The sequence below is a fragment of the Actinoplanes philippinensis genome, assembly GCF_900113015.1.
GTDB classification, from domain to species: domain Bacteria; phylum Actinomycetota; class Actinomycetes; order Mycobacteriales; family Micromonosporaceae; genus Actinoplanes; species Actinoplanes philippinensis.
In genome coordinates this window covers 119,218-143,615 of the sequence record NZ_FONV01000013.1, presented here as the reverse complement: position 1 = coordinate 143,615, position 24,398 = coordinate 119,218, and the positions used below count along the sequence as shown (strand labels likewise).

Genomic DNA, 24,398 nt, shown 5'->3' with positions numbered 1-24,398 from the left:
GAACCACGATGGGACTCGTCCGCAAGCAGGCCCCGCGGGAGCCGGAGGAGGTCCTGCCCGAGCCGCCCGACACCGGGACGCTGCTCGGTCAACTGGACGACCCGGACCCGGACTGCCGCCGGGAGGCCGCGCTCGGTCTCGTCGAAGCCGCCGAGGCGGTGCCCGAGCTGCTCGCCCGGGTCGGCACCGAGAAGGACCCGAGGGTCCTGGAGTCGATCCTCACCACGCTCGCGGCCCGCGACACCGAGGAGGTCGCCGGCGGTCTCGCCGTCCACCTGGCCAGCGACGAGGCCGTCTTGCGGACGGCGGTCGCGGCGGCGCTGGCCACCATGCCGCGCTCGGTCCCGGCGCTGCTGCCCGACCTGCTCGCCGCCCCCGACCACGACGTACGGGTGATGACCGCGATGGTGCTGGCCGACCTGCCGCATCCGGAGGCACATGACTGGCTGGTCAAGATGATCTGCGAGGACCCGCACCCGAACGTGGTGACCGGGGCGATCGACGCGCTCCTGCCGTCGGCCACGGCCGAGGACGCCCAGCTGCTGCGCGACGCCGTGGAGCGCTTCCCCGACGATCCGTTCCTGCGGTTCACGGTGAACACGGCGCTGCCCCGGCTGACCGGGACGGCGTGATGGCCGGCGCCGCCGCCACCGGGCTGTCCGACGCGGACTTCACCCGGTTCTGTGAGTACTTCTACAAGCGCACCGGGATCCACTTCACGTCGGCGAAGCGGTACTTTGTCGACAAGCGGATCGACACGTGCATCCGCAACTCCCCGTACGACACGTTCGGCAGCTGGTTCGCGGCGCTGCGGACCTCCGACCAGGGGCCCATGCTGCAGGAGCTGATCAACCAGCTCACCGTCAACGAGACGTACTTCCTGCGCGAGGACTACCAGTTCGACGCGATGCTCACCACGGTGCTGCCGAACGTGCTGGCGGCCCGCGGGGGCATCAGCCGGATCGCCGGCCCCGTCAAGATCCTGTCGCTGCCCTGCTCGACCGGCGAGGAGCCGTACTCGATCGCGCTGCGCCTGCTCGAGGAGTGGGACCAGATCGACCACGTGGACGTCGAGATCCACGGCGCCGACATCGACAGCGACGTGCTCGCCAAGGCCGCGCACGCCAGTTACGGCGAACGGTCCGTGCAACGGGTGCCGAAGGCCTGGCTGAACAAGTACTTCGTCGCGGTCGGCGCCGGCCGGTACCAGGTCGACGAGGGCATCCGCAGCGCCGTGACCCTGCACAAGGTGAACATCTGCGACACCGCGGCGATGCGCTCGTTCCGCGACTTCGACATCGTCTTCTGCCGCAACGTGCTCATCTACTTCGACGAGCTGTCCAGCCGCCGGGCCGCCGAGAACCTGTACGGCGCCATGCGCCCCGGCGGCTACCTGTTCCTCGGCCACTCCGAGTCGATGAGCCGGATCTCGCCGATCTTCACGCCGACCCGCCTGCCGGAGGGCCTCGTCTACCAGCGACCGACCGGAGCCAAGTGATGACCTCGGATACCCCGACCAGAGCCAGGGTGCTCGTCGTCGACGACGCCGCCACGGTGCGGCTCTACCACTCCAGCCTGCTCACCGACGCCGGGTTCGAGGTGAGCGAGGCGGCGAACGGCCTGGAAGCGGTCGAGGCGGCTCTCGGCGCCGAGTTCGACCTCTTCGTCGTCGACGTGAACATGCCGAAGATGAACGGATACGCCTGCGTCGAGTCGCTGCGCTCGGAGACGGTCGGCACCGCCGCGCCGGTCGTCATGATCAGCACCGAGGACCGGCCGGGCGACGCCGAGCGGGCGTACCGGGCCGGCGCGAACCTCTATCTGGTCAAACCGGTGGCCGGCGATCGTCTGGTCCGGGTCGCCGGCATGCTCACCGCCGTGGAGGTGGCGGCATGAACCCGCTGCTCGCCCAGTTCCTGGCTGAGGCGAACGACCTGCTGGCCCAGGTCGACGAGGGCCTGCTCCAGCTGGAGCGGGTGCCCGGCGACCCGGAGCTGGTCAACGAGGTGTTCCGGGCCGCGCACACCTTCAAGGGCTCGTCCGGCCTCTTCGACTTCCCGGAGCTGACCCGGCTCACCCACGCCGCCGAGGACCTGCTCGACGCGGTCCGCGGCGGCCGGCTGGCACTCGACTCCCAGATGACCGACGACCTGCTGGCCGCGTTCGACCTGATCCGCGGCTGGCTTGCGCACGTCACCGCGCACGAGCGGCTCCCGGCCAGCGCCGGCGGCGACGCGGCCGGCCTGATCACCCGGCTGCGCTCCCCGCTCGGCGGCGGCGACACCGCCCCGGCCGCCGCGACCGCCGGCGTCCCGGCTCCGGTGATCAGCGCGGCCCCCGACTGGCTGGCCTGGTTCGACGCGGAGTGGCTCACCGAGATCGCCGCCTGGCTCGGCACCACCTCGTCGACCATGCGGTTCGTCCACTACACGCCGGACACCGACTGCTTCTTCCGGGCCGAGGACCCGCTCCACCTGGTCCGGCAGGTGCCCGCCCTGGAACGGCTCGGCCTGGTGCAGCCGCCGGCCTGGCCCGACCCGGAGGACTACGACGAGTACACCTGCCTGATCTCCTTCGTCGTGGCCACCCGGGCCGCGCTCGGCGAGCTGGACTACCTGTTCCGCTACGTCCCCGACCAGATCGAGATCGTCGAGCTGGACGCCGGCGCGATCACCCGCCACCTCAGCGGCGAGCCACCGCTCACCGCGGAGGAGCCGGTCACCGTCGCCATCACCCCGATGATCGACACCGAGCTGGCCGCCGACGCCCGGGCCGTGCTCCGCGCCGCGCACAGCGCCCTGACCATGGAGGGCGTGGTCAACGAGGGGCCCCGGCTGCGGTCGGTACGGCACGCGGTCACCGCGGCGGCCCGCGCCCTCGGCGTGCCGGTGGACCTGGCCGAGTCCGGCCCGGACGAGTTGCTCGCGACGGTCGCCCGGCTCGCCGGTGAGGCCGCGCCCGCCCCGGCCATGGCGGCGCCGATGTCGGACATGTCCGACGTAGCGGTGCCGCCGCCCCCGCCGATGGTGGTCCCGGCCGATGCGCCCGGCCGCGCCGACGACCCGGGCGGTCAGGTCGGCACCCGCGTCCTCAAGGTCGACCAGGAGAAGGTGGACCGGCTGATGGAGCTGGTCGGCGAGCTGAACGTGGCGAAGAACGGCCTGACCTTCCTGGCCGACGCGGCCGAGGAGGAGTTCGGCAGCCGGGTGCTCAGCCGCCGCATCAAGGACCAGTACGCGGGCATGCACCGGATCGCCGAGGAGCTGCAGGCGGCCGTCATGGACGTCCGGATGCTGCCGCTGTCGGTGGCCTTCGGCCGGTTCCCGCGACTGGTGCGCGACCTCAGCCGGCGGCTCGGCAAGACCATCGACCTGGTCACCGAGGGCGAGGACACGATGGCCGACAAGGACGTCATCGAGGCGCTCGGCGACCCGCTGGTGCACCTGGTGCGCAACAGCCTCGACCACGGCATCGAGACGGCCGAGGAACGGCTCGCGGCCGGCAAGCACGGCGCGGCCAAACTGACCCTCGCCGCGGTGGCCGACGGCGACGCGGTCATCGTCGAGGTGGCGGACGACGGACGAGGTGTCGACCCGGAGCGGGTCAAACGCAAGGCGTACGAGAAAGGCCTGATCTCCGAGGAGGAGCTGGAGACCCTGACCGACACCGAGGCCGTCGACCTGGTCTTCCGTCCGGGGTTCTCGACCGCCGACCAGGTTTCGGACCTCTCCGGGCGGGGAGTCGGCATGGACGCCGTCCGGGCCAGCGTGGAGAAGCTCGGCGGGACCGTCACGATGCGCTCCAAGCTGGGCCAGGGCACGTCCACCCGGCTGCGGCTGCCGCTGTCGATGGCGGTCACCCAGGTGATGGTGGTCAGCGTCGCGGGGCAGCGCTTCGGCATCCCGGTGGACCTGGTCGTCGAGACGGTCCGCGTGCCCGCCGGCGAGATGAGCCGGGTGCTGCACCAGGAGGTGGTGATGATGCGCGGCGAGGTGGTCCCGGTCGTCGACCTCGCCCGTGCCCTGGACATGCCGTGGACGCTCGCCGAGGGCGCCGACCGTCCGATCCTCGTGGTCAGCGTGAACAACCAGCGGGTCGGCCTGCTGGTCGAACAGTTCCACCGCGAGGTCGACGTCATCCTCAAGCCGATGGAGGGCCTGCTGGCGTACGCCGACGAGTTCTCCGGAACCGCCCTGCTGGGCGACGGTCTCGTCCTGCTGGTGCTCAACATGAAGGAGGTGCTCGGCCTTGCCGCTCGAGTTGCATGAGGAGACCGCCAACCTGGTCGGTGTGGTCACCGTCGACGAGGTGGAGCAGCTGGCCGGATGGCTGCGGACCGCCAAGCGGCCGAAGGTGTCCCTGCGCCGATGCAACCATCTGCACACCGGCGCACTCCAGGCCCTGCTTCTTTTCAAGCCGAAGATTTCTTCAGCGCCGAATGACGCCTTCCTGGCGGCTCAGGTGCTGCCGCTGCTCACCGGGAGCAACGGCCCAGCCCACAAGCAGGGAAGCGATCCTCCATGACCACTGTGATGCTCGTCGACGACTCCGCCACCATGCTCATGAGCCTGAAGTCCATCCTCACGAAGGCGGGTTACGCCGTCGAGACCGCGGGCCACGGCAAGGAGGCGCTCGACAAGCTCGGCAAGGGTGTCAAGCCGAACCTGATCATCAGCGACGTCAACATGCCGCAGATGGACGGGATCACCTTCGCCCGCGAGGCCCGCAAGGCCCCGGGCATGCGTTTCACCCCGATCCTCATGCTGACCACCGAGTCGGAGCAGACCAAGCGTGCCGAGGCGAAGGCCGCCGGCGCCACCGGATGGCTGGTCAAGCCGGTCGGCCCGGACCAGCTTCTCGGCGTGATCAAGCAGGTTCTCCCCGGGGCCTGACCGACTGACCGGCGAAACGGAGGTATCGCATGCCAAGTCTTCTCCGCAAGCTCTCGCTGGCCCAGGCCGAGCCGGAGGAGCCGGCGCTGCGCCCCGACGTGGTGGCCGGCGCGCTCGACGCGGTCCCGTCGTACTGCGACGTGGTCGACGGGCACGTGCACGACGTCATCGAGCAGACCGGTGAGGCCGCGTACGCGATCATCCAGCAGCTCGTGAAGGTCGACTCACTGGCGGAGGTGATGGCCGGCGACGTGGCACAGCTCGCCGGCACCCTCACCCGGACCGAGACCGAGCTGAGCCAGGTCAGCGCCGGCAACGACCAGCTGGTGGGCCGCCTGATCTCGTACTTCCTGCACCGCGACCACCAGATCCGGGCGCTGGTCGACCAGATGCGCGAGCTCGACCAGCACGTCAAGCAGATCGAGGAGGTCAGCCGGGCGACCAACATCCTCGCCCTGAACGCGATGATCGAGGCGGTCCGGGCCGGGGAGGCCGGCGAGGGCTTCTCGGTCGTCGCCGACGAGGTCCGCAAGCTGGCCCACCGGTCGGCCGAGGCCGCGCACGGCATCGGCTCGAGCATCGGCGACCTGACCGCCAAGCTGGACGCGGTCCTCTCCGACGACAGCCAGTTCGACCGCGCCCAGGACATGCCGGAGACCAGCGAGGAGACCGCCATGACCCGGCGGCTCGGCGGCATCGCCAACGCCCAGCGGGAGATGTCGGAGATGGTCGCCGGCATCCTCAAGGACACCGTCAAGGCCGCCGACCAGGTGCAGCGCAGCTCGGACGCGCTCACCTCGGAGACCACCGGCGCGGTCGGGCACGTCCAGTTCCAGGACATCAGCCGGCAGATGCTGGAGCACGTCGCCGAGGCGGTCGGCGACGTCCGGCGGCAGACCGAGGACGTCGTGGCCTACGTCAGTGGCGGCCTCACCGAGGAGGAACTGATGGCCCGCCGGATCAGCGTGGAGGACCTCCGTGCCAAGCACGTGATGTCCCGGCAGCGGACCACGCACGCCGCGCAGACCGGCGGCGCCGAGCACACCGACGCCGAACCCCTCATCGAACTGTTCTGACCAGCGATGACCAGCCCAGCGAGAGGTGCCGCCATGGCCCGCATCGAGAACTACGGCCAGGACCAGCCGACCGAGCAGGACGCCGTGAGGGCTCTCGCGGACCTCGTCGGGCCACAGATGGCCGAGGGACTGTGGGGCCTGTCGGTGCAGGCGCTCGGCCTCCGGCGCCCGGTCAGCACACCCGCCGAACTGCGGCGTGTCGCCGAGCACGTGATGGAGGTCGGCGAGCTGAGCCGGGTGGCCGGCCGCTCGCTCAAGGTCCGCATCATCACCTACGAAGCGCTCGCCAGGACGGTCAAGGCGTGATCCTGGACACGTACCCGGAACTCCACGACCGGCGGCGGCTGCTCGCGCTGGCCCGGATCGGCGTGGACCGGCAGATGGAGCGGCCCGAGCTGACCGAGATGGTGGAGTCGGTCACCGGACGGATCGACACCCCGTTCGCGGTGATCAGCGTGCTGCTCGACGGCGCGCAGGTCTTCCTGGCCGGCGCCGGCCCGGTTCCCGAGTGGATCGGCGAGGCCGGCGGCACCCCGATCGAGTGGGCGTTCTGCCTGCCGATGCTGCGAACCCCGAAGCCCTGGTTCGTCGGTGACTTCGCCGCGGACCCGGCCTACCGCGACAATCCGCTGGTCACCGTCGAGGGCGTGCGGTCGTACGTGGCGGCGCCCCTGATCACCAGCGACGGCGTGGTGATCGGTGGCCTGTGCGGCCTGGACGTCCGTCCCCGCGACTTCGGCGACGACGAGCTGCGGATCATGCGCGAGCTGGCCGCGGAGACGGTCCGCCGCATCGAGGCACGGGCCGAGCCTGCCATCATGGTGCCGTGACGTTCTCCCTGCCGGTGCCCGCCGAAGCCAACGACCTGCTCAACCGCGACCCGCTCGCGGTGACCCTCGGAATCGTGCTGGACCAGCAGATCACCCTGGAGAAGGCGTTCACCTCACCGTGGGTGCTGGCGCAGCGGCTCGGCCACGAGCCCACCGCCGCCGAGCTGGCCGACTTCGACCCGGAGGCGCTGGTCGCGATCTTCTCCGAGCCGCCCGCGCTGCACCGCTTCCCGAAGGCGATGGCGGCTCGGGCGCAGGAGGTCTGCCGCGTCATCACCGACGAGTACGCCGGCGACCCCGCCGGCCTCTGGCGCGACGCGGCCACCGGCGCCGAGCTCTACCGGCGGATCCTCGCGCTGCCCGGCTTCGGCAAGCAGAAGGCGCAGATCTTCGTGGCGCTGCTCGGCAAGCTCTGCGACGTCCGGCCCGAGGGCTGGCGCGAGGCGGCCGGCGGCTACGGCGAGGAGGGCTCCTACAAGTCGGTCGCCGACATCGTCGACGCCGCGTCCCTGGCCCGGGTCCGCGCCTACAAGAAGCAGGTCAAGGCCGAGGCGAAAGCGGCAAAAGAGGCCTGAGTCCCGGCCCCGGTGGGCGGGACGGCCCGGCCGGTGGGAGGATGGCGGGGTCGATCGGAGACCTCGCGTGAAGAAGCACCCGGAGCGTCCGGTGTTGATCACCGATGCCGCTCGCAGCCAGGACGATCAGCTTCGCAGCCGCCAGATCCGCTACGTCACGATGATGAGCGTGCGGGCACTCTGCCTGATCCTCGGCGGGATCCTGATCAGTGCCCGGGTCCCGCTCCTGCCGCTCTGGCTGGCGCTGTGTGCCCTGGGCATGGTCCTGCTCCCGTGGATGGCCGTGCTGATCGCCAACGACCGTCCCCCCAAGACCAGGGAGGAGCGAGCGGCCGACGCCGCCGCCCGCGAGGACGTCCGCCGCGCCCTCACCGAGCCACCCCCGGAGCCCGACTACATCACCATCGACGCCGAGGTGGTCGACGACCCCCGCTCCCGCAAGGACTGAAAACCCTCAAGATCAAACCCCCGCGGCGGTACGGTCCCCGAGCCCCGTGGCCGCGCAAGAGGCCTCCGCCTCGCCCCACCAGCACCAAGCCACCCACCCCACGCCGCGCTGTCGTGCGCCGTCTCGCGCCGCGCCGGCCGGCTCGCCCACTCCCGTGCCCGGCCGCCCCGCGCCGGTCGGCTCGCCTGCTCCGTGCCCGGCTACCCCGCGCCGGTCGGCTCGCCTGCTCCGTGCCCGGCTACCCCGCGCCGGTCGGCTCGCCTGCTCCGTGCCCGGCTACCCCGCGCCGGCCGACTCGCCTACTCCGTGCCCGGCCGCCCCGCGCCGGCCGACTCGCCTACTCCGTGCCCGGCCGCCCCGCGCCGGCCGACTCGCCCACTCCGTGCCCGGTCACCCCACGCCGCGCCGAATCGCCCTCGCCCGCTTCGTGCCGGGCCACCCCGCGCCGGCCGCTCGCCGACCAGGGCCGGCGTGGGTGTCGAGCAGCGCCGGCGAGTCGGGCGGCGGAGGGTTCACGGGCCAGGCAGCGTCGTCCGGAGCCGGTCCGGGGCAAGCGCACGCGACAGGGGCAGCGCCGAACGAGCTAGGCAGCGCCGGCCGGAGCCGGCCGGGCCCCGATCCGGGAGACGGCGCGGGCACCGAGCGCCGCCCCCGCCCGCAGCGCGTCCGACGGTCCCGCTCCCGCCCGCCAGGCGGCGATCAACCCCGCCGCGAAGGCGTCCCCGGCGCCGGTGGGGTCCTTCACCGGCACCGGCGAGACGACAATCGGCCACACCCCGCCCGAGCCGGCCCACACCGCCCCGCCCGCGCCCTGTTTCACCACCGCGTTGCGCACGTGAGCCGTCAACCGCCCCGCCTGTTCGGCCGCGCTGCCCGGCCCCGCGAGCACGTCGGCCTCGTCGGCGTTGCACAGGAGCAGGTCGGTGTCCCGTACCCAATCCAGGAACCGACCGGCCCCCGCATCGCGCAAGGGGCCCGCGGACGCCGCGTCGACGCTCACCGTGAGCCCCGACCGCGACGCGGCCGTGAGGGCCGCCAGGCCCGCCGGACGGGAGCCGACGTGCAGCAGCGGGTAGGCCGACAGGTGCAGGTGGCTTCCGGCCGGAGCGGCGGCGATCACGGCGGTCACGTGGTCCGCGGCGAGGCGCAGCGAGGCGCCCCGATCGGTGATCATGGTGCGCTCGGCCGCCCCGGTGAGAACCACCACACTGCCGGTGGCGACACCCGGCAGCACCTGCACCGCGCACCGCACCCCGGCGGCGGTCAGCTCGGCCACCCGGTCGCGGCCGGCCCGGTCGTCGCCGACGGCCGCGATCAGCGTCACCGCCCGGCCGGTGGAGGCCAGCCAGGCGGCCGTGTTCGCGGCCTGGCCGCCACCGGCGACCCGGATCGCCGCGTCCGTGTCGGAGCCGGTCCGGATCTCTCCGGCGTGCTCGACCAGGACGTCGGTGACCAGGTCGCCGACGACGAGGATCACGCGGGGACGGCGAAGCCGACCGGCGCCGCCGAGCCGTCGGTCGCGGCCACCGCGATCTCGGCGGCCAGGGCGGCGTTGCGCAGGATGATCCGGATGTTGACCGCCAGGCTCCGGCCCTCGGTGCTGGAGTGGAAGTGGCCCAGCAGGAACGGGGTGACCGCCTTGCCGGTGATGTTCTGCTCGGCGAGCAGGTCCAGCCCGGTCGCCAGGGTCCGGTCGTGCAGGGCCGGGTCGAGCTGCTCGTCGGCCGGCAGAGGGTTGGCCAGCACCAGCGCGCCCTCGGCGACGCCCTGGTCGGCGCGGGCCTTGATGAAGTCGGCGACCTGTTTCGGCGAGTCGAGCTGCCAATCGAGGTCGAAGCCGCCGTCGGTGATGAAGAAGCCGGGGAAGCGGCGGGTCCGGTAGCCGGCGACGGAGACGCCCAGGGTCTCCAGCCGCTCCAGGGTGGCGCCGACGTCCAGGATCGACTTGACACCGGCGCACACCACGACGATCGGCGTACGGGCCAGCGCGGTCAGGTCGGCGGACTCGTCATACGTGACGTTCGCCTCCCGGTGGACGCCGCCGAGCCCGCCGGTGGCGAACACGCCGATCCCGGCCGCGGCGGCGATGGCGCTGGTGGCCGCCACCGTGGTCGCCCCGTCGGCGCGCCGGGCCGCGGCGATCGCCAGGTCGCGCACCGACAGCTTGGCCACCGACTCGGCCGACGCCAGGCGCTCCACCTGGGCGTCCTCCAGCCCGACGATCACCTCGCCGTCGATCATGCCGATGGTCGCCGGCACCGCCCCGTTGTCCCGGACGGCCTGCTCGATCTCCCGGGCGACCCGGATGTTGTCGGGGTGCGGGAGCCCGTGCGAGATGATCGTGCTCTCCAGAGCCACCACGGGCCGGCCGTCCCGGCGGGCACGGATCACGTGCTCGCCGTATCGAATCGCGAAGTCAGTCACGGGGTAAACCGTACGGCTCTCACCCCTCGCGTTGTCGTTGGACCGCTCAGGCGTGAGGTGTCAGACTTGGCGGCTGGAGCTTGGCTTATTTCATGAAGGGCAGATAACCGTGAGCACCCAGATCCTGGAGCGTCCGGAAACTCAGGACACCGACACCGGTCCCGAAATGTTCCACTACGTGCGCAAGGAGAAGATCGCCGAGAGCGCCGTCATGGGCACTCATGTGATCGCTCTCTGCGGCGAGACGTTCCCGGTGACCAAGTCGCCGAAGCCGGGCTCGCCGGTGTGCCCGCAGTGCAAGGAGATCTACGAAGCCATGAAGGCCTGATCGGGGCGTGACGGGCGGATACCCGCTGCTCGTCGCGGATCTGGTCGGTGTGGCGGTGTTCGCTGCCTCCGGCGCCTCGGCCGGCGTGGCGAAACGACTCGACCTGTTCGGTGTCGCCTTCGTCGGATTCGCGGCCGCACTCGGTGGCGGCATCCTGCGTGACCTGGTGATCGGCGCCGCGCCTCCGCTGGCATTCGCGGACTGGCGGTATGCGGTGACCGCGGTGGCCGCCTCGATCGCGGCGTTCTGGCTGCACCCGGCGTTGCACCGGGTGCGGCGTACCGTGCTGGCACTGGACGCCGCCGGTCTCGGCCTGTTCACCGTGACCGGCACGCTGAAGGCGCTGGAGGCGGGTGTGCCCGCGGTCGGCGCCTGCCTGGTGGGGATGCTTACAGGGATCGGTGGGGGCGTCATCCGCGACCTGCTCACCGGCGAGATCCCGGTGGTGCTGCAACGAGAGATCTACGCGGTGGTCGCCCTCGGCGGCGCCGTGCTGGTGGCGGTCCTGCACCGGCTCGGCCTGGCCGGTGTGATCCCGCTCGCGGCCGCCGCGGTCGCGATGACGGCTGTCCGGCTGATCGCGCTGCGCCGGCGCTGGTCGGCCCCCGTCGCGGTGCCGTGACGCCGGCGGGCAACATTCCACGGCTATGCTGGACCCCGCCTCCGCGCCCCTTCATCGCGGGGGTTTTTCCTTGGGAGAAGGGACCATCGCAGTTTGAGCCCGCCTGTGCCGAACCTGGAGATCTTTCCGCCGCTGCGGGACTGGCAGCGTAAGGCGATGGTGACGTACCTTCGTCGCCGTTCCGAGGACTTCATGGCCGTGGCGACGCCCGGCGCCGGCAAGACCACGTTCGCGCTGCGGATCGCGGCCGAGATGCTCGTCGACGGCACGTGCGACGCGGTCACCGTGGTCTGCCCGACCGAGCACCTGAAAACGCAGTGGGCGCAGGCGGCGGCCCGGGTCGGCATCCAGCTGGACCCGAAATTCCGCAACTCCGACGTGCACTCGTCCCGCGACTTCCACGGCGCGGTGCTCACCTACGCCCAGGTCGGCATGGCCCCGGCGGTGCACAAACGGCGTACCCTGTCGCGCCGCACGTTCGTGATCCTCGACGAGATCCACCACGCCGGCGATTCGCGGACCTGGGGCGACGGGGTCAAGGACGCCTTCGAGCCCGCCGAGCGGCGCCTGCTGCTCACCGGGACACCGTTCCGGTCCGACGAGAACCCGATCCCGTTCGTGTCCTACGAGCGCGGCCAGGACGGCATTCAGAGATCAAAAGCCGATTCGGTGTACGGCTACGCCGACGCGCTACGGGACCGGGTCGTGCGCCCGGTGCTGTTCATGGCCTACTCCGGTGAGACCCGGTGGCGGACCAATGCCGGTGACGAGCTGGCCGCCCGCCTCGGCGAGCCGATGACCAAGGACCTGGTCGCGCAGGCCTGGCGCACCGCCCTGGACCACCGGGGCGACTGGATGCCGCAGGTGATGCGAGCCGCCGACGCCCGCCTCACGAAGATCCGCGAGCACGGCATGACCGACGCGGGCGGCCTGGTCATCGCGAGTGATCAGCAGTCCGCCCGGGCGTATGCGAAGCTCCTGCACGACCTGACCGGCGAGCCGGCCACCGTGGTCCTCTCCGACGACGAGGGCGCCTCCGGCCGGATCGCCGAGTTCGCCGCCTCGGAGAAACGCTGGATGGTGGCTGTCCGGATGGTGTCCGAGGGCGTCGACATCCCGCGCCTGGCCGTCGGCGTCTACGCCACCAGCGCCTCCACCCCGCTCTACTTCGCCCAGGCGATCGGCCGTTTCGTGCGGTCCCGGGTGCCCGGCGAGACGGCCACCGTCTTCCTGCCCAGCGTGCCGCACCTGCTCGGCCTGGCCAGCGAGATGGAGGCGCAGCGCAATCACGTGATCGGCGCGCCCAAGGACAAGGACGGGCTCGACGACGACATCCTGGAGCGGGCGCAGAAGACCGAGGACGCGCTCGGCGACCTGGACAAGATGTTCGAGGCGCTGTCCGCCACCGCCGAGCTGGACCAGGTCATCTACGAGGGCACGTCGTTCGGCACCGGCGCGCGCACCGGGACGGCCGAGGAGGCCGACTATCTGGGGCTGCCGGGCCTGCTCACCCCGGACCAGGTGACCACCCTGCTGAACAAGCGCCAGGCCGACCAGATGGCGGCCCAGAAACGGCGGCAGGCGGAGGAGGTCCGCACCGAGGTGGCGGAGCGTCCGGAGCCGGTCGTGCCGATGAGCGCGGGGGAGCGGCGCAACAGCCTGCGCCGCCAGCTGAACACTCTTGTCGCGGCCCATCACCACCGGACCAACCTCCCGCACGGGAAGATCCATGCCGAGCTGCGGCGCATCTGTGGCGGTCCGCCCAGCGCGCAGGCCACGATCGAGCAGCTCGAGGAGAGGATCGCCACGATCCAGTCCTTCTAGGGCCACGACGTTCTCTCCGATCAGTCCCGTCGGTGCCGATAGAGCGCGGGGAGGGGATACATGCGGGAGATCACACGCGAGGCGGCTCGTCTGCTGGAGCGGGCGATGACCGGCGAGGCCGCCGCGGTCCGGGAACGGGCCGAAACGGTGCTGCGGTCGGCCTCCGGCGACCTCGCCGACGGCCCGGCCTGCATGCATTTCGTCCGGTCCGTGACGTTCATCGCGCAGGCGGAGCCGACACGCGCGATCGAGGCGGCCGAGCTGATGCTGGCAGCGGCCGAACGCGAGGGCAGCGCCGGCTGGCAGGCCTGCGCTCTCGCCACCCGCGCCTGGCAGCTGCACCGCCGGGACAAGATGAGCCCGGCCGAGAGCGACATCGACAGGGTCCTGCGGGATCTCGTGACCGCCGAGTCGCTGGCGGCCGAGGAGCGCGAGCCGATCGCCGCTCTCAACTCCCTGGTGGCGGTGGCGATCGGCTACTGGGAGCTGCGCCTCTACGAGCTGGCGGAGCCGCAGTTCCGGATGGCCTACGAGATGAGCCGTGCCGAGGACGGCCAGAACGGCAACCGTGCCATGTGGCTGCTCAACCTCGCCGAGATGCACCTCGGCTGGGCCCTGGAGCTCTATCAGATCTCCCACGTCGAGGAGGCCGAGGAGCACACCGCCGAGGCGGAGCGCTACGCCGTCCGGGCCGCCGAGGAGGTCTCCGGCGACGACGCGGCCGCCTGGCGGGAGAATGCCCTGCTGTACGCCGCCTGCTCCCGGGCCGACCGGCACGATCCGGTGGGCGCCGCGGCCGACATCGAGATCTACCTGGCTCGTCTGGTGGCCCGCGGATTCATGCCGGACGCCCTGACCATCAGCAAGCCCTTCTACGCGGTCGCTCTGAGCCGCTCAGGGCGGCCGGAGGAGGCCCTGCAGGTGATGGCCGACGCCGTGCGTGATCTGCCGGTGGACGCCGACTGGCTGGTCCTGGCGAGCACCCACCGGACCAGGGCGGTCCTGATGGCCCAGCTCGGCTCCGAGGACGCCCGGGCCACCCTCGCCTACGGTGACGCGCTCGCCGCCGCGCTCTGGCGCCAGCGGCTGAACACCCTGCACGCCGCCCGCAGCCTGCACGACCTGGAGGCGTTGCGCCTGCAGCACGAGCAGATGGCCCGCGCCGCCGACCTGGACGCGCTGACCGGCATCGCGAACCGGCGGGCCTTCGACCACGCGCTGGAGGACGCCGGGTCGTCGCCGGACGCCGGCCGCCGCCGGATCGCCGTGCTGCTGATCGACACCGACCGGTTCAAGCAGATCAACGACACGTACGGCCACGCGGCCGGTGACACCGCGCTGCGTGCCATCGCCACCGCGCTGAACGCTCAGGCCGGCCCCGGTGATCTCGTCGCCCGGCTGGGCGGCGACGAGTTCGCGGCCCTGCTCGACGGCAGCGACCAGGCCGCCATCGTCGACGTGGCAGTCCGCATGGTCCGGGCGGTGCGGGCGATCCCGGACTGCCCCGCCACCGTGAGCATCGGGATCGCGGTGGCGCCCGCCGACGAGCTCCCGGCCGCCCTGGAACGTGCCGACGAGGCCATGTACGCCGTCAAGCGCGCCGGAGGCGACGGGATGCAGCTGTGTGACGACGACGAGGCGGCGCTGGCCGCCTGACGCAGAACGGGCGCTCCCTGCAGGGGAAGCGCCCGTTCTTGTCACACGTATCGGTTGGGGGACCGCTGCTAGTTGCTGGAGTTCGACATCATGTCCGCGCCGCGCCAGGTGAACTCGGGGTCAGCCGCGTACTGAACCGCGATCTTCACCAGGTCCTCGGCGTACCGGTTGGCGTGGTGGCCACAGAAAACGAGTTCACTGCCACCCGCCAGGGTCAAACGGAGCTTCCCTGCTGCATTGCAGCGGTCGCACCGTTCATCGGCTGCGGGGCCGGCCAGACTTCCTGCCGACGGCGTGAGAGTCGGGGTCATCGCCTTCCTCCTCTGTTCGTCACCGATGAACATGTTCCTCGGCTACTGCTCACACATCGTGCAACACCCTGCACCGTTGCAGCCTTCCCAGAGTGCCCCGGGGGGACCGGGATCACACGTTGGTTCCGGCTAGTGTGCCGTGATCCAAGGGTGCCACGTCAACGATCACTTCTGCACAACGGTCTGATCACCACCCGTTGATGTACGGGTGGTGACCAATCAGACACTGAATGTTGACCAAAGGATCTAGTCGAGGTAGTCCCGGAGGACCTGAGACCGCGACGGGTGCCGCAGTTTCGACATGGTCTTCGACTCGATCTGCCGGATCCGCTCCCGGGTCACCCCGTAGACCTGACCGATCTCGTCGAGCGTGCGCGGCTGCCCGTCGGTCAGGCCGAACCGCAGCCGGACCACACCCGCCTCACGCTCGGACAGCGTCTGCAGAACCTGCTGAAGCTGGTCCTGCAGGAGCGAGAAGGACACCGCGTCGACCGCGACGACCGCCTCGGAGTCCTCGATGAAGTCACCGAGCTGGCTGTCGCCCTCGTCGCCGATCGTCTGGTCGAGCGAGATCGGCTCCCGAGCATACTGCTGGATCTCCAGCACCTTCTCGGGCGTGATGTCCATCTCCTTGGCCAGCTCCTCCGGGGTGGGCTCACGGCCCAGGTCCTGGAGCAGCTCGCGCTGGATACGGCCGAGCTTGTTGATGACCTCGACCATGTGCACCGGTATACGGATGGTGCGGGCCTGGTCGGCCATGGCGCGGGTGATGGCCTGACGGATCCACCAGGTGGCGTACGTGGAGAACTTGTAGCCCTTGGTGTAGTCGAACTTCTCGACCGCGCGGATCAGGCCGAGGTTGCCCTCCTGGATCAGGTCGAGGAACGCCATGCCCCGGCCCGTGTAGCGCTTGGCCAGCGACACGACGAGACGGAGGTTGGCCTCGAGCAGGTGGTTCTTGGCCCGCTCGCCGTCCCGGTTGATCCACTTGAGGTCGCGCTCGAAGTTGCGCTCGAGCGTCTCCTCACCCTCGTCGGCGGCGCGCAGCCGCTCGGCGGCGTAGAGGCCGGCCTCGATCCGCTTGGCGAGCTCGACCTCCTGCTCCGCGTTGAGCAGCGGAACCTTGCCGATCTGCTTGAGGTAGGCGCGGACCGAGTCGGCCGAGGCGGTCAGCTCCGCGTCACGGCGGGCCTGCTTGAGAGCCTCGGACTCCTCGTCGTCCCACTCGAAGTCGCCGTCGGTGGCCGAGCTGGCGGCGTCGGTGGCGGCAGCCGCGACCATGGCCGGCGGCTCCTCGACGACCACGTCCTCGATCTCGGCGGCGAGCTCCTCGGGATCGATCTCCTCGCCGGGGCCCTCCTCGCCGGGCTGGGCCGGCTTGCCGGGCACGGCCTTCTTGGCCGGCGCGGCGGTCTTGGCGGCGGTGGCCTTGCGGACCGGCGCCGCCTTCTTGGCCGGGGCCGGCGTGGCGTCGCCGCCGACGGCCGGGGCGGCCTGTTTGGGTGCGGGCGCCGCCTTCTTGGCCGGCGCGGTCTTGGCGGTGGTGGCCCGGGACGCCGGGGTGGTGGAGCGGGCGGCGGCGACCTTCGGCCGGCGGGTGCTGGCGGAGCCGTCGACCACGACCGTGATGCCGGCGTCCACCAGCCCGCGCAGGATCTTCTTGGCCTGCGCCGGGTTCACCGCGGCGGACTCGAGCGTGTGCGCGACCTGGGCCGATGTGAGTTGCCCGCCCGCACCCTGGGCATGGGTGATCAAGGCCTCGGTGAGAGAGCGAACGTCGGCACCGTTCTGGTGGGCTTCTGTCACGAATGACCTTCCGGAGGCGATGAGGTTGGGCACGGCCACGGTCCAGCGCAGCACGCGGGGGCGAGCGTCGCCGGAGTCGGTTTGTGGGGGCCCCCGGGTCACGGACCGTACCGGTGGCGTGTCCGTGAAGCGGTGGGCAGGGGTGAATTGTAGCGCCGCTTACCGAGATCCTCCGCCCACAGCACGCCGCCGGGGCCCGACGACCTCGTCAGAGACGCCTGAAGCGAGAATGCTATCGGCGGAAAGGACCCATACGTGAGCGAGATTCCGGTGATATCGACACCCGGCGAGCTGTTGTCCGTGGCCCTGCGGATCGCCCGGGAGGCGGCCGTGACGGCCCGCAGGATGCGCGACGAGGCGATCGGCGACGTCCAGACCAAGAGCACCGACACCGACGTGGTCACCGCGGCCGACAAGGCGGTGGAGCGGCAGGTGGTGGAGGCGCTGGCGAAGGAGCGGCCCGGCGACGGCGTGCTCGGCGAGGAGTACGGCGACTCGCGGAGCGTGGATCCCGGCGCGGTCCGCTGGATCCTGGACCCGATCGACGGCACCGTGAACTACCTGTACGGCCTGCCGCAGTACGCGGTGTCGCTGGCGGCCGAGCGCGACGGCGAGGTGGTGGCCGGGGTGGTGATCAACGCGGCCACCGGCGACGAGTGGACGGCCACCCGGGGCGGCGGCGCGTGGCGGGCCGGGCGGCGCCTCAGCGGCTCGGAGCGGACCACTCTGGACCAGGCCCTGGTCGGGACCGGGTTCGGCTACGACGCGCGGCGGCGGGCCCATCAGGGGGCGGTGCTGGCCCGGCTGATCACCCGGGTGCGTGACATCCGGCGGTTCGGCGCGGCGGCCCTGGACCTCTGCCTGGCCGCCGAGGGTTCGCTCGACGCGTACTTCGAGAAGGGTCTCAACCCGTGGGACCATGCCGCCGGCGGGCTGATCGCGGCCGAGGCGGGCCTGATTGTCGCGGGGTTGTCCGGGGAGCCGGCCGGCGACCGGATGCTGGTGGCCGCCCCGCCGGCGCTCTTCCCGGCCCTGCACGACGCGCTGGTCGAGCTGGACGCGGCCGGCGGCCCGTGAGCACGCCGGCCACGGCCGGATCACTCGGTGTCGGGCTCGGTGGTCTCGGTGACCGGCTTGAGGCAGGCGCCCGGGGGCAGGGTCGGCTCGCCCTCGGCGCCCAGCGACTGGTTCACCTCGGTGGTGGTGGCCAGCGCCTGGAACTTGTCGCCGATGATGATGTCGACGACGTCGCCCTTGCGCTTGGCGTTGTAGACCATCGTCGACTGGGCCAGGAAGTACGCATTGAGCAGCTGCGCCTTGCCGACGGTGTCCGGCCCGTACCGGATCTCGGCCACGCCCTCGACCTTGGTCTTGCTCTTGCCCGGCTTGTCCACCACGAACCGGCGGTTGGCGAACTCGTTGGTGACCTGCTCGGCCAGATCGGCCTTGGTGGTGCCGTTGTACACCTTGATCTTGACCACGGCCGGGTCGTTCGGCAGGCGGATGTCGGCCAGCGGCGCCCCGGGCGGACAGCCGCCGCCCGTGCTGCCGCGCTGTGTGTCCCGGAAGAGGGTGACGACGACGAAGACCACCGCGGCCACGGCGAGCACACCGACGACTACCAGCGCTCGGACGCGGGCAAAGCTCATGGGTCGGCTCCAGGATCGGGGGACGGACCCGGGTGAGGTGCCCGGGCCTGTCGAGAGGTTAACGTCTGTCCGCCAGGGGCGCGGAAACAGGGAATGCTTCCGGCGCGTTGACGATGATCCAGTGGCTGGGGCCCCTACTTTGATGTCGCCTCGGTCACATCGGGAACAATGTGCCGCCGGAGTGCGTACAAGCCTGCCGCGTCAGCGGTAATGTTCCGCGCCCACCGGGGGCGGTTTTCTGAGGTCCGAACGGGTGTCAGAAATCCTCCAGCGGAACCGGGAACCGAAACCCTGCCAATGGCGTTACTAACGCCAAGTGACACATCGATACAGGAGAGTGAAGACCGATGGCCACCGACTACGACGCCCCGCGTCGCGATGAGGTCGACCTCGGCGAGGACAGCCTCGAGGAGCTCAAGGCCCGCCGAGCCGACTCGCAGTCGGGCGCAGTGGACGTCGACGAGGTCGAGGTGGCGGAGAGCTTCGAGCTGCCCGGCGCCGACCTCGCCGACGAGGAGCTCACCGTCAAGGTGCTGCCGATGCAGACCGACGAGTTCCGCTGCTCCCGCTGTTTCCTCGTGCACCACCGCAGCCAGCTCGCGGTGGAGCGCAATGGGGAGCTGATCTGCCGCGAGTGCGCCTGAGCGCACTCGCGCGCAGCGCGCCACATCACCCGATCGCGGCAGCCGCGGTCGGGCGCACGGCGTTCACGGGGGGTTTGACAGGGGGTTTGACCCTGGGGCGTGACCGGGCACAGATGCCGGTGACGACGACGGGGAGGACGACGATGAGCCAGTCTGATCGCGACACCGAGCCCGGTGCCGAGGTCGTGCCCGCAACCGCCCGTACGCCGCAGGACGTGGGCCGCACCGTGGCGGCCCTCACCGCGGACGACCTGGAGCCCGGTGGCCGGCGCCGATTGCTCGGCCGGCTCGCCGGGCAGGTCCGCGGCCGCGACGTGGGACGCCTCTTCCGGCCGAAGGCGGCCCTGCGCTGGATCACCGATCTGGTCGCCGAGGTGGCTCCGCACGTCCCGGTGCGGGACCGGGAGACCCTCCGCCGGCACTTTCCCGGCCTGGACGACCGGGAGCTGGCCGAGCGCCTGATCCGCAACGCGGCCCGTGCCACGGCCGGTGTGGGCGCGGCCGGGGGCGGCGTGGCCTCGGTCGAGTGGGTCGCCGCTCCGACCCTGCTCTCCGCTCCGGTGCTGCTGGCCACCGAGACGGTCGCCGTGGTGGCGATCGAGATCAAGCTGATCGGCGAGCTGCACGAGATCTACGGCCGCCCGATCACCGGGACCGTCGGCGAGCGGGCCCTGAAACTGGTCGAGGCGTGGTCCGGCCGGCGCGGGGTGAACCCGCTGGTCCCCGGCGTCGGGGTGGCCACGGTGCTCGGCACGGCGGCCCGCAAGGAGCTGCAGAAATCACTGATGAAGCGTTTCGGGCGCAACCTGACGACCCTCGGCCCGATGCTGACCGGCGCGGCGGTCGCGAGTTACCTCAACCGGCGGGCCACCCGTCAGGTCGGCGAGAGCGTCCACGCCGATCTGCGCAAGCAGCCGCCGGGTCTGGTCAAGCCCGCTCGGCGCGAGCTCGGCGACTGACCTCCAGCAGCGTGGTCGCCAGCTCGACCGGCCGGCGGGTGCTCACCACCCAGAACGGGGTCGGGTCGGCGGGGTCGTCGAGCAGGATCTGCACGGCCGGGCCGATCCAGGCCCGCTGCACCACGAAGGCCAGCGGATGCGCGCCGACGCCCAGCGCCTCGCGTTTGCCCGCCGCGTCCAGCGCGACCACGCCGGAGATGAACTCGACCGGCAGGCGGGCGTCGTCGACCCGGAGCTCGTCCGCGGTGACCTCGACGGGCAACCGGTTCAGCGGGACGAGGACCAGCAGGCTGAGCGGGAGCAGCACCACGTAGGGCAGCCACACCGGCACCTCGGGGATCCCCAGCATCAGCTCGGTGGCGAGGACCGCGCCGGCCGTGAACGCGGCCGGCCAGGCCCACCACGGGAGCCGGAGCCGTTCCTGATGGGCCGCCACCGTGCGGGCCGGGGACTCGGGTGTCACCCTCGAAGGGTACGGCGCGCCTCCGTGGCCGGGCGCGGCAGGATGGCAGGGTAGGTGCCGCCCGCAGTGCCCCCAGTGAAGGAACACCCGCCGTGACCGATGTGATCGTCCAGGTCCTCCGGATCGACCCGGATCTGCCCCTGCCGGCCTACGCTCATCCCGGTGACGCCGGCGCCGACCTGGTCGCGGCCGAGGAGGCGGAGATCGCCCCGGGCGCCCGCGTCAAGGTCCGCACCGGTGTGGCCATCGCTCTTCCGGACGGCTTCGTGGGCCTGGTTCACCCGCGCTCCGGGTTGGCGGCGCGACTGGGGGTGACGGTCCTCAACGCGCCCGGTACGGTCGACGCCGGTTACCGTGGCGAGATCCTGGTGAACCTGATCAATCACGATCGGGAGAACACCGTCAAGATCTCCCGGGGCGACCGGATCGCCCAGCTCGTGATCCAGCGGGTGGAGCGGGCGGCGTTCCATGCCGTGGACGCCCTCGGCGACACCGTGCGCGGCACGGGCGGCCACGGGTCGACCGGCGGCCACCAGGCCCTCTGAGCTTTGCGAAAAGGAAAGGCTGGCAGTGATGTTCTCCCGTAAGCGCGGTGCCGCGAAGCACGTCCGGTCGGCCGACGCGCCGCCCTCCAAGGCGCTCGCCGACAGCCTCGCCTCCGACGGCACGCCGCCGCCGCCCGAGTTCGGCCCCTGGGACGCGCGGTATGCCCCGGAGGGCGTGCAGCGGCTCGACCTGGGCAGCCTGCAGATCCCCGCGATCGAGGGCGTCGAGGTGCGGGTGCAGGCCAACCCGGACGGCGGTGTGGAGCAGGTCGTCCTGGTCGACGGGGAGAGCGCCCTGCAACTGGGCGTCTTCGCGGCGCCGAGGACCGAGGGCATCTGGAGCGAGGTGCGCGAGGAGATCGCCGGGGCGATGACCGCCGACGGCGTCAGCCCGCGTGAGATCGACGGGCGGTACGGCGTGGAGCTGCTGGCCCGGGTGAACACCCCGGACGGGCCGGCCGACGTGCGGTTCGTCGGCGTGGACGGGCCGCGGTGGATGGTGCGGGCGCTCTACCAGGGCGCGGCCGCCTCCGACCCGGGGCGTGAGGGTGTGCTCGGCGAGGTGCTGTCCGGCCTGGTCGTGGTCCGGGACAACGAGCCCCGCCCGGTGCGTGAGCCGCTGCCGATGCGGCTGCCGAAGGAGATGGCCGAGCAGGGCCAGGCCGCGGCACAGCAGGGCGCCAACGGCAATCCGCTCCAGTGACCTAGATCACCGGTGCGCTTCGGGCGTAGCGTTGTCGTCGCACACACGCGCAGACTGCGTCGCGTCGACGAAGGGTGACGGCGAAGTCATGACCACCGAAGAGCGCACCGGGTTCCGCCGGTTCCTGAGCCGGCTGACGGCGACGGACTCGGAGCTGGACGCGGAGGAGTTGCAGCGGGACAGCGCCAAGTGCGGCGCCGTCCCGGCCGGCGAGTGCAGCCGTGGGCAGGTCGTTTCGGTGTCGGGACGGCTGCGCACGGTGGCGTACACTCCACGCACCAACCTGCCTACGCTGGAGGCCGACCTCTACGACGGCAGTGACGTGGTCACGCTGGTCTTCCTGGGTCGCCGGTCCATCGCCGGCATCGAACCGGGGCGTCAGCTCACCGCGCGAGGCCGGATCGCGATCCGGGACGATCGCAAGGTGATCTTCAACCCCTACTACGAGCTGGAGGCGCCCCGGTGACAGCCGGAAGCGACCCGCGTCACGCCGCGCACGAATCGGTCGAGGAGCGGATCGCCGAACTCGTCGGGGATGCCGAGGAGAAGCTGGCCGCGGAGATCATCGCGGAGCACGACCTCCACCCGGTCACCGAGCCGGAGCCCGACGAGGAGGAGCCCCTCCCGTCGATGAGCGAGCAGATCGCCGAGCAGCTCGGCGGTGTCCGCGGGCTCATCGAGTCGAGTGTCCCGGTGCTGGCGTTCGTCCTGCTCAACGTGCTGCTCAGCCTCGAGGCGCTGGGGCTGGAGAAACGGCAGGCGCTGCTCTGGGCGATCGTCGGGTCGGTCGGCTCGGCGCTGGCCATCGGCGGTGTCCGGCTGGCCCGCCGGCAGCCGATCCGGCACGCGGTGAACGGTCTCTTCGGCATCGCGCTCGGCGCCTGGCTCGCGTGGCGTACCGGGGATGCCAAGAATTTCTATCTTCCCGGCATCCTGCTCACCTTCGGCCAGGCCGCGGTGCTGCTGGTCTCGGTGGTGTTCCGCAAACCGCTCATCGGGTATGCCTGGGGCATCATGGCCAACAAGGGCAAGCAGGACTGGTTCGGCAACGGCCGGCTGTTCCGTACGTTCCAGTGGCTGACCGTGCTCTGGGCCGTCTCGCTCACCGTCCGGGCCGGCATCCAGTACGTGCTCTACCTGATGGGCGAGGCGAACGCGATCGGCGTCGTCCGGATCCTGGTCAGCTGGCCGATCTACGCCGCCACCTTCGCCTTCACCATCTGGGCCATCCACCGGGTGACGTCAGCCCAGCGGCGGGAGCCCACGGTCGCCTAGCACCACCGCGCGGACCTGGTCCTCGACCTCGCTGGTGCACACGAAGATCAACTCGTCGCCGGCCTCCAGCGGGTCGTCCGGCGTCGGCACCACGACCCGCTTGCCGCGCAGGATGGCGACCAGGGCGGCGTCCCGCGGCATCGGCACCGACCGCACCGGTTGGCCCTCGTAGGGCGCGTCCTTCGGCAGGGTGATCTCCACCAGGTTCGCCTCGCCCTGCCGGAAGGTCATCAGCCGGACCAGGTCGCCGACCGTCACCGCCTCCTCGACGAGAGCGGCCATCAGGCGGGGCTTGCTCACCGCCACGTCGACCCCCCACTGCTCGGTGAAGAGCCACTCGTTCTCCGCCCGGTTCACCCGGGCGACCACCCGGGGCACCGCGAACTCGGTCTTGGCCAGCAGCGACACCACCAGGTTGGCCTTGTCGTCGCCGGTCGCCGCGACCACCACGTCGCAGCCGGCCAGATCGGCCTCCTCCAGGCTGCTCAGCTCGCAGGCGTCGGCGAGGACCCAGCGCGCCTCCGGCACCCGCTCCGGGCAGAGCTGCCGGGGGTGCCGCTCGATCAGCATGACCTCGTGCCCGTTGCCGATCAGCTCCTGGGCGATCGACCGGCCCACGTTGCCGGCTCCCGCGATGGCGATGCGCACGGTCAGTTCCCTTCCTTGTCGGCGCCCTGGGCGATGTCCAGCACCTGGTCCACGGTCTCGTCGGTGACCAGCATGTAGACCTGGTCGCCGTCCTGCAGGACGGTGGACGGCTGGGCCAGGGTGCCCATGCCGAACCGGGCCAGATAGGCGACCCGCGCGCCGGTCCGGTCCTCCAGCGCCTTGACCGTGCGGCCGATCCAGTCCCGGTGCAGCGGGGTCTCCACGATGCTGACCACGCTCGTCGGGTCACGGAACACCTCGACCCGCTGATCCGGCACGAGGAACCGATACATCCGGTCGGCGGCCCAGCGGATCGTGGCGATCGTCGGGATGCCCAGCCGCTCGTAGACCTGCGCGCGCCGGGAGTCGTAGATCCGGGCCACCACCCGGGAGACGCCGAACGTCTCGCGGGCCAGCCGGGCCGAGATGATGTTGGAGTTGTCGCCGCTGGAGACCGCGGCGAACGCGTCGGCCCGCTCCACCCCGGCGGCACGCAGCACATCCCGGTCGAAACCGATGCCGTTGACGGTGACGCCGCCGAAACCGTCGCCGAGACGGCGGAACGCGTCCGCGTCGCGATCGATCACGGCGACCTGATGACCCTGGGCGTCGAGCTTCTGGGCCAGCGTCGAACCGAGCCGGCCGCACCCCATGATGACCACGTGCACGGTTCGTGCCCTCCCGAATCTGTACGGACCACAGTGAGCCTGCCATGCCCTG

General features: G+C 71.5%; 30 protein-coding genes. 22 read left to right on the top strand and 8 right to left on the bottom strand.

Annotated features, from left to right (window positions below; all coding sequences use genetic code 11):
* Window positions 1-8: 8 nt before the first annotated feature.
* The 11 genes from BM290_RS32920 (at window position 9) to BM290_RS32870 (ending at window position 7,821) form a co-directional block, all read left to right on the top strand.
* Window positions 9-632 carry a HEAT repeat domain-containing protein gene (locus BM290_RS32920; RefSeq protein WP_093619826.1) on the top strand — a complete coding sequence of 208 codons (624 nt, stop codon included), beginning with the start codon at window positions 9-11 and terminating at the stop codon, window positions 630-632.
* On the top strand, window positions 632-1,498 hold the full coding sequence (locus BM290_RS32915; RefSeq protein WP_093619825.1) for a CheR family methyltransferase: 867 nt from the start codon (window positions 632-634) through the stop codon (window positions 1,496-1,498). Before BM290_RS32920 ends, BM290_RS32915 begins: the two co-directional genes overlap by 1 nt.
* Window positions 1,498-1,896, top strand: coding sequence for a response regulator (locus tag BM290_RS32910; RefSeq protein WP_093619824.1), 399 nt, complete (start codon window positions 1,498-1,500; stop codon window positions 1,894-1,896). Before BM290_RS32915 ends, BM290_RS32910 begins: the two co-directional genes overlap by 1 nt.
* Complete coding sequence (locus BM290_RS32905) at window positions 1,893-4,268, top strand: chemotaxis protein CheW (RefSeq protein WP_093619823.1); 2,376 nt, start codon at window positions 1,893-1,895, stop codon at window positions 4,266-4,268. The genes BM290_RS32910 and BM290_RS32905 overlap by 4 nt, the downstream gene beginning before the upstream one ends.
* Entirely contained in the window at window positions 4,249-4,524 is a 276-nt protein-coding gene (locus BM290_RS32900) for a hypothetical protein (protein WP_177319994.1), read from the top strand. The genes BM290_RS32905 and BM290_RS32900 overlap by 20 nt, the downstream gene beginning before the upstream one ends.
* A complete protein-coding gene (locus tag BM290_RS32895; RefSeq protein WP_093619822.1) occupies window positions 4,521-4,892 on the top strand; it encodes a response regulator in 372 nt (123 codons plus the stop codon). Before BM290_RS32900 ends, BM290_RS32895 begins: the two co-directional genes overlap by 4 nt.
* A 29-nt stretch (window positions 4,893-4,921) precedes the next feature.
* Window positions 4,922-5,968: a methyl-accepting chemotaxis protein gene (locus tag BM290_RS32890; protein ID WP_093619821.1), complete on the top strand. Its 1,047-nt coding sequence runs from the start codon at window positions 4,922-4,924 to the stop codon at window positions 5,966-5,968.
* Window positions 5,969-6,001: 33 nt separating this feature from the next.
* Complete coding sequence (locus tag BM290_RS32885; RefSeq protein WP_093619820.1) at window positions 6,002-6,274, top strand: hypothetical protein; 273 nt, start codon at window positions 6,002-6,004, stop codon at window positions 6,272-6,274.
* Window positions 6,271-6,798 carry a GAF domain-containing protein gene (locus BM290_RS32880; protein ID WP_093619819.1) on the top strand — a complete coding sequence of 176 codons (528 nt, stop codon included), beginning with the start codon at window positions 6,271-6,273 and terminating at the stop codon, window positions 6,796-6,798. The genes BM290_RS32885 and BM290_RS32880 overlap by 4 nt, the downstream gene beginning before the upstream one ends.
* Window positions 6,795-7,373, top strand: a complete 579-nt coding sequence (locus tag BM290_RS32875; RefSeq protein WP_093619818.1) for an HhH-GPD-type base excision DNA repair protein — start codon at window positions 6,795-6,797, stop codon at window positions 7,371-7,373. Before BM290_RS32880 ends, BM290_RS32875 begins: the two co-directional genes overlap by 4 nt.
* Before the next feature lie 67 nt (window positions 7,374-7,440).
* Window positions 7,441-7,821, top strand: a complete 381-nt coding sequence (locus tag BM290_RS32870; protein WP_093619817.1) for a DUF3099 domain-containing protein — start codon at window positions 7,441-7,443, stop codon at window positions 7,819-7,821.
* A 583-nt stretch (window positions 7,822-8,404) separates the two neighbouring features.
* Here the strand turns inward: BM290_RS32870 and BM290_RS32865 are convergent.
* Together BM290_RS32865 and BM290_RS32860 are read right to left on the bottom strand one after the other, a co-directional pair.
* Window positions 8,405-9,295 carry a carbohydrate kinase family protein gene (locus BM290_RS32865; RefSeq protein WP_177320008.1) on the bottom strand — a complete coding sequence of 297 codons (891 nt, stop codon included), beginning with the start codon at window positions 9,293-9,295 and terminating at the stop codon, window positions 8,405-8,407.
* Entirely contained in the window at window positions 9,295-10,245 is a 951-nt protein-coding gene (locus tag BM290_RS32860) for a pseudouridine-5'-phosphate glycosidase (protein WP_093619815.1), read from the bottom strand. The genes BM290_RS32865 and BM290_RS32860 overlap by 1 nt, the downstream gene beginning before the upstream one ends.
* A gap of 103 nt (window positions 10,246-10,348) precedes the next feature.
* Here BM290_RS32860 and BM290_RS32855 point away from each other — a divergent pair, with 103 nt between their 5' ends.
* The 4 genes from BM290_RS32855 (at window position 10,349) to BM290_RS32840 (ending at window position 14,675) form a co-directional block, all read left to right on the top strand.
* Entirely contained in the window at window positions 10,349-10,573 is a 225-nt protein-coding gene (locus tag BM290_RS32855) for a DUF3039 domain-containing protein (protein ID WP_177320007.1), read from the top strand.
* A gap of 7 nt (window positions 10,574-10,580) precedes the next feature.
* The gene (locus BM290_RS32850) at window positions 10,581-11,195 is read left to right on the top strand and encodes a trimeric intracellular cation channel family protein (RefSeq protein WP_093619813.1); all 615 of its coding nucleotides are present in this window, start codon (window positions 10,581-10,583) and stop codon (window positions 11,193-11,195) included.
* A 93-nt stretch (window positions 11,196-11,288) separates the two neighbouring features.
* The gene (locus tag BM290_RS32845; RefSeq protein ID WP_093619812.1) at window positions 11,289-13,019 is read left to right on the top strand and encodes a DEAD/DEAH box helicase; all 1,731 of its coding nucleotides are present in this window, start codon (window positions 11,289-11,291) and stop codon (window positions 13,017-13,019) included.
* A 60-nt stretch (window positions 13,020-13,079) separates the two neighbouring features.
* Complete coding sequence (locus tag BM290_RS32840; RefSeq protein ID WP_093619811.1) at window positions 13,080-14,675, top strand: GGDEF domain-containing protein; 1,596 nt, start codon at window positions 13,080-13,082, stop codon at window positions 14,673-14,675.
* A 68-nt stretch (window positions 14,676-14,743) separates the two neighbouring features.
* On the opposite strand, the gene BM290_RS32835 is transcribed toward BM290_RS32840, so the two are convergent.
* Window positions 14,744-14,986, bottom strand: coding sequence for a DUF7455 domain-containing protein (locus BM290_RS32835; protein ID WP_093619976.1), 243 nt, complete (start codon window positions 14,984-14,986; stop codon window positions 14,744-14,746).
* 246 nt (window positions 14,987-15,232) lie between these two features.
* Entirely contained in the window at window positions 15,233-16,792 is a 1,560-nt protein-coding gene (locus BM290_RS32830) for an RNA polymerase sigma factor (RefSeq protein ID WP_093619975.1), read from the bottom strand.
* 255 nt (window positions 16,793-17,047) lie between these two features.
* On the opposite strand from BM290_RS32830, the gene BM290_RS32825 reads away from it, so the two are divergent.
* The gene (locus BM290_RS32825; RefSeq protein ID WP_093619810.1) at window positions 17,048-17,869 is read left to right on the top strand and encodes an inositol monophosphatase family protein; all 822 of its coding nucleotides are present in this window, start codon (window positions 17,048-17,050) and stop codon (window positions 17,867-17,869) included.
* A gap of 20 nt (window positions 17,870-17,889) precedes the next feature.
* On the opposite strand, the gene BM290_RS32820 is transcribed toward BM290_RS32825, so the two are convergent.
* Window positions 17,890-18,441: a LytR C-terminal domain-containing protein gene (locus tag BM290_RS32820; protein WP_093619809.1), complete on the bottom strand. Its 552-nt coding sequence runs from the start codon at window positions 18,439-18,441 to the stop codon at window positions 17,890-17,892.
* 347 nt (window positions 18,442-18,788) lie between these two features.
* Here BM290_RS32820 and BM290_RS32815 point away from each other — a divergent pair, with 347 nt between their 5' ends.
* Complete coding sequence (locus tag BM290_RS32815; RefSeq protein ID WP_045743100.1) at window positions 18,789-19,085, top strand: DUF4193 domain-containing protein; 297 nt, start codon at window positions 18,789-18,791, stop codon at window positions 19,083-19,085.
* A gap of 143 nt (window positions 19,086-19,228) precedes the next feature.
* Complete coding sequence (locus tag BM290_RS32810) at window positions 19,229-20,044, top strand: hypothetical protein (protein ID WP_239143834.1); 816 nt, start codon at window positions 19,229-19,231, stop codon at window positions 20,042-20,044.
* Here the strand turns inward: BM290_RS32810 and BM290_RS32805 are convergent.
* Window positions 20,013-20,507: a DUF3093 domain-containing protein gene (locus tag BM290_RS32805; protein WP_093619808.1), complete on the bottom strand. Its 495-nt coding sequence runs from the start codon at window positions 20,505-20,507 to the stop codon at window positions 20,013-20,015. The two genes, BM290_RS32810 and BM290_RS32805, sit on opposite strands and share 32 nt — an antisense overlap.
* A gap of 101 nt (window positions 20,508-20,608) precedes the next feature.
* Between BM290_RS32805 and dut the strand changes: the two genes are divergently transcribed.
* The 4 genes from dut to BM290_RS32785 all read left to right on the top strand — a co-directional run bounded on the left by dut (window position 20,609) and on the right by BM290_RS32785 (window position 23,030).
* The gene (gene dut, locus BM290_RS32800) at window positions 20,609-21,052 is read left to right on the top strand and encodes a dUTP diphosphatase (RefSeq protein WP_373871102.1); all 444 of its coding nucleotides are present in this window, start codon (window positions 20,609-20,611) and stop codon (window positions 21,050-21,052) included.
* A gap of 28 nt (window positions 21,053-21,080) precedes the next feature.
* Complete coding sequence (locus BM290_RS32795) at window positions 21,081-21,755, top strand: DUF3710 domain-containing protein (RefSeq protein WP_093619806.1); 675 nt, start codon at window positions 21,081-21,083, stop codon at window positions 21,753-21,755.
* Window positions 21,756-21,843: 88 nt separating this feature from the next.
* Window positions 21,844-22,221, top strand: a complete 378-nt coding sequence (locus BM290_RS32790; protein ID WP_093619805.1) for an OB-fold nucleic acid binding domain-containing protein — start codon at window positions 21,844-21,846, stop codon at window positions 22,219-22,221.
* Complete coding sequence (locus BM290_RS32785) at window positions 22,218-23,030, top strand: DUF3159 domain-containing protein (protein WP_093619804.1); 813 nt, start codon at window positions 22,218-22,220, stop codon at window positions 23,028-23,030. The genes BM290_RS32790 and BM290_RS32785 overlap by 4 nt, the downstream gene beginning before the upstream one ends.
* Here the strand turns inward: BM290_RS32785 and BM290_RS32780 are convergent.
* Together BM290_RS32780 and BM290_RS32775 are read right to left on the bottom strand one after the other, a co-directional pair.
* On the bottom strand, window positions 22,998-23,684 hold the full coding sequence (locus BM290_RS32780) for a potassium channel family protein (RefSeq protein ID WP_177320006.1): 687 nt from the start codon (window positions 23,682-23,684) through the stop codon (window positions 22,998-23,000). The two genes, BM290_RS32785 and BM290_RS32780, sit on opposite strands and share 33 nt — an antisense overlap.
* Window positions 23,681-24,346, bottom strand: coding sequence for a potassium channel family protein (locus tag BM290_RS32775; protein ID WP_093619802.1), 666 nt, complete (start codon window positions 24,344-24,346; stop codon window positions 23,681-23,683). Before BM290_RS32775 ends, BM290_RS32780 begins: the two co-directional genes overlap by 4 nt.
* Window positions 24,347-24,398: the final 52 nt, after the last annotated feature.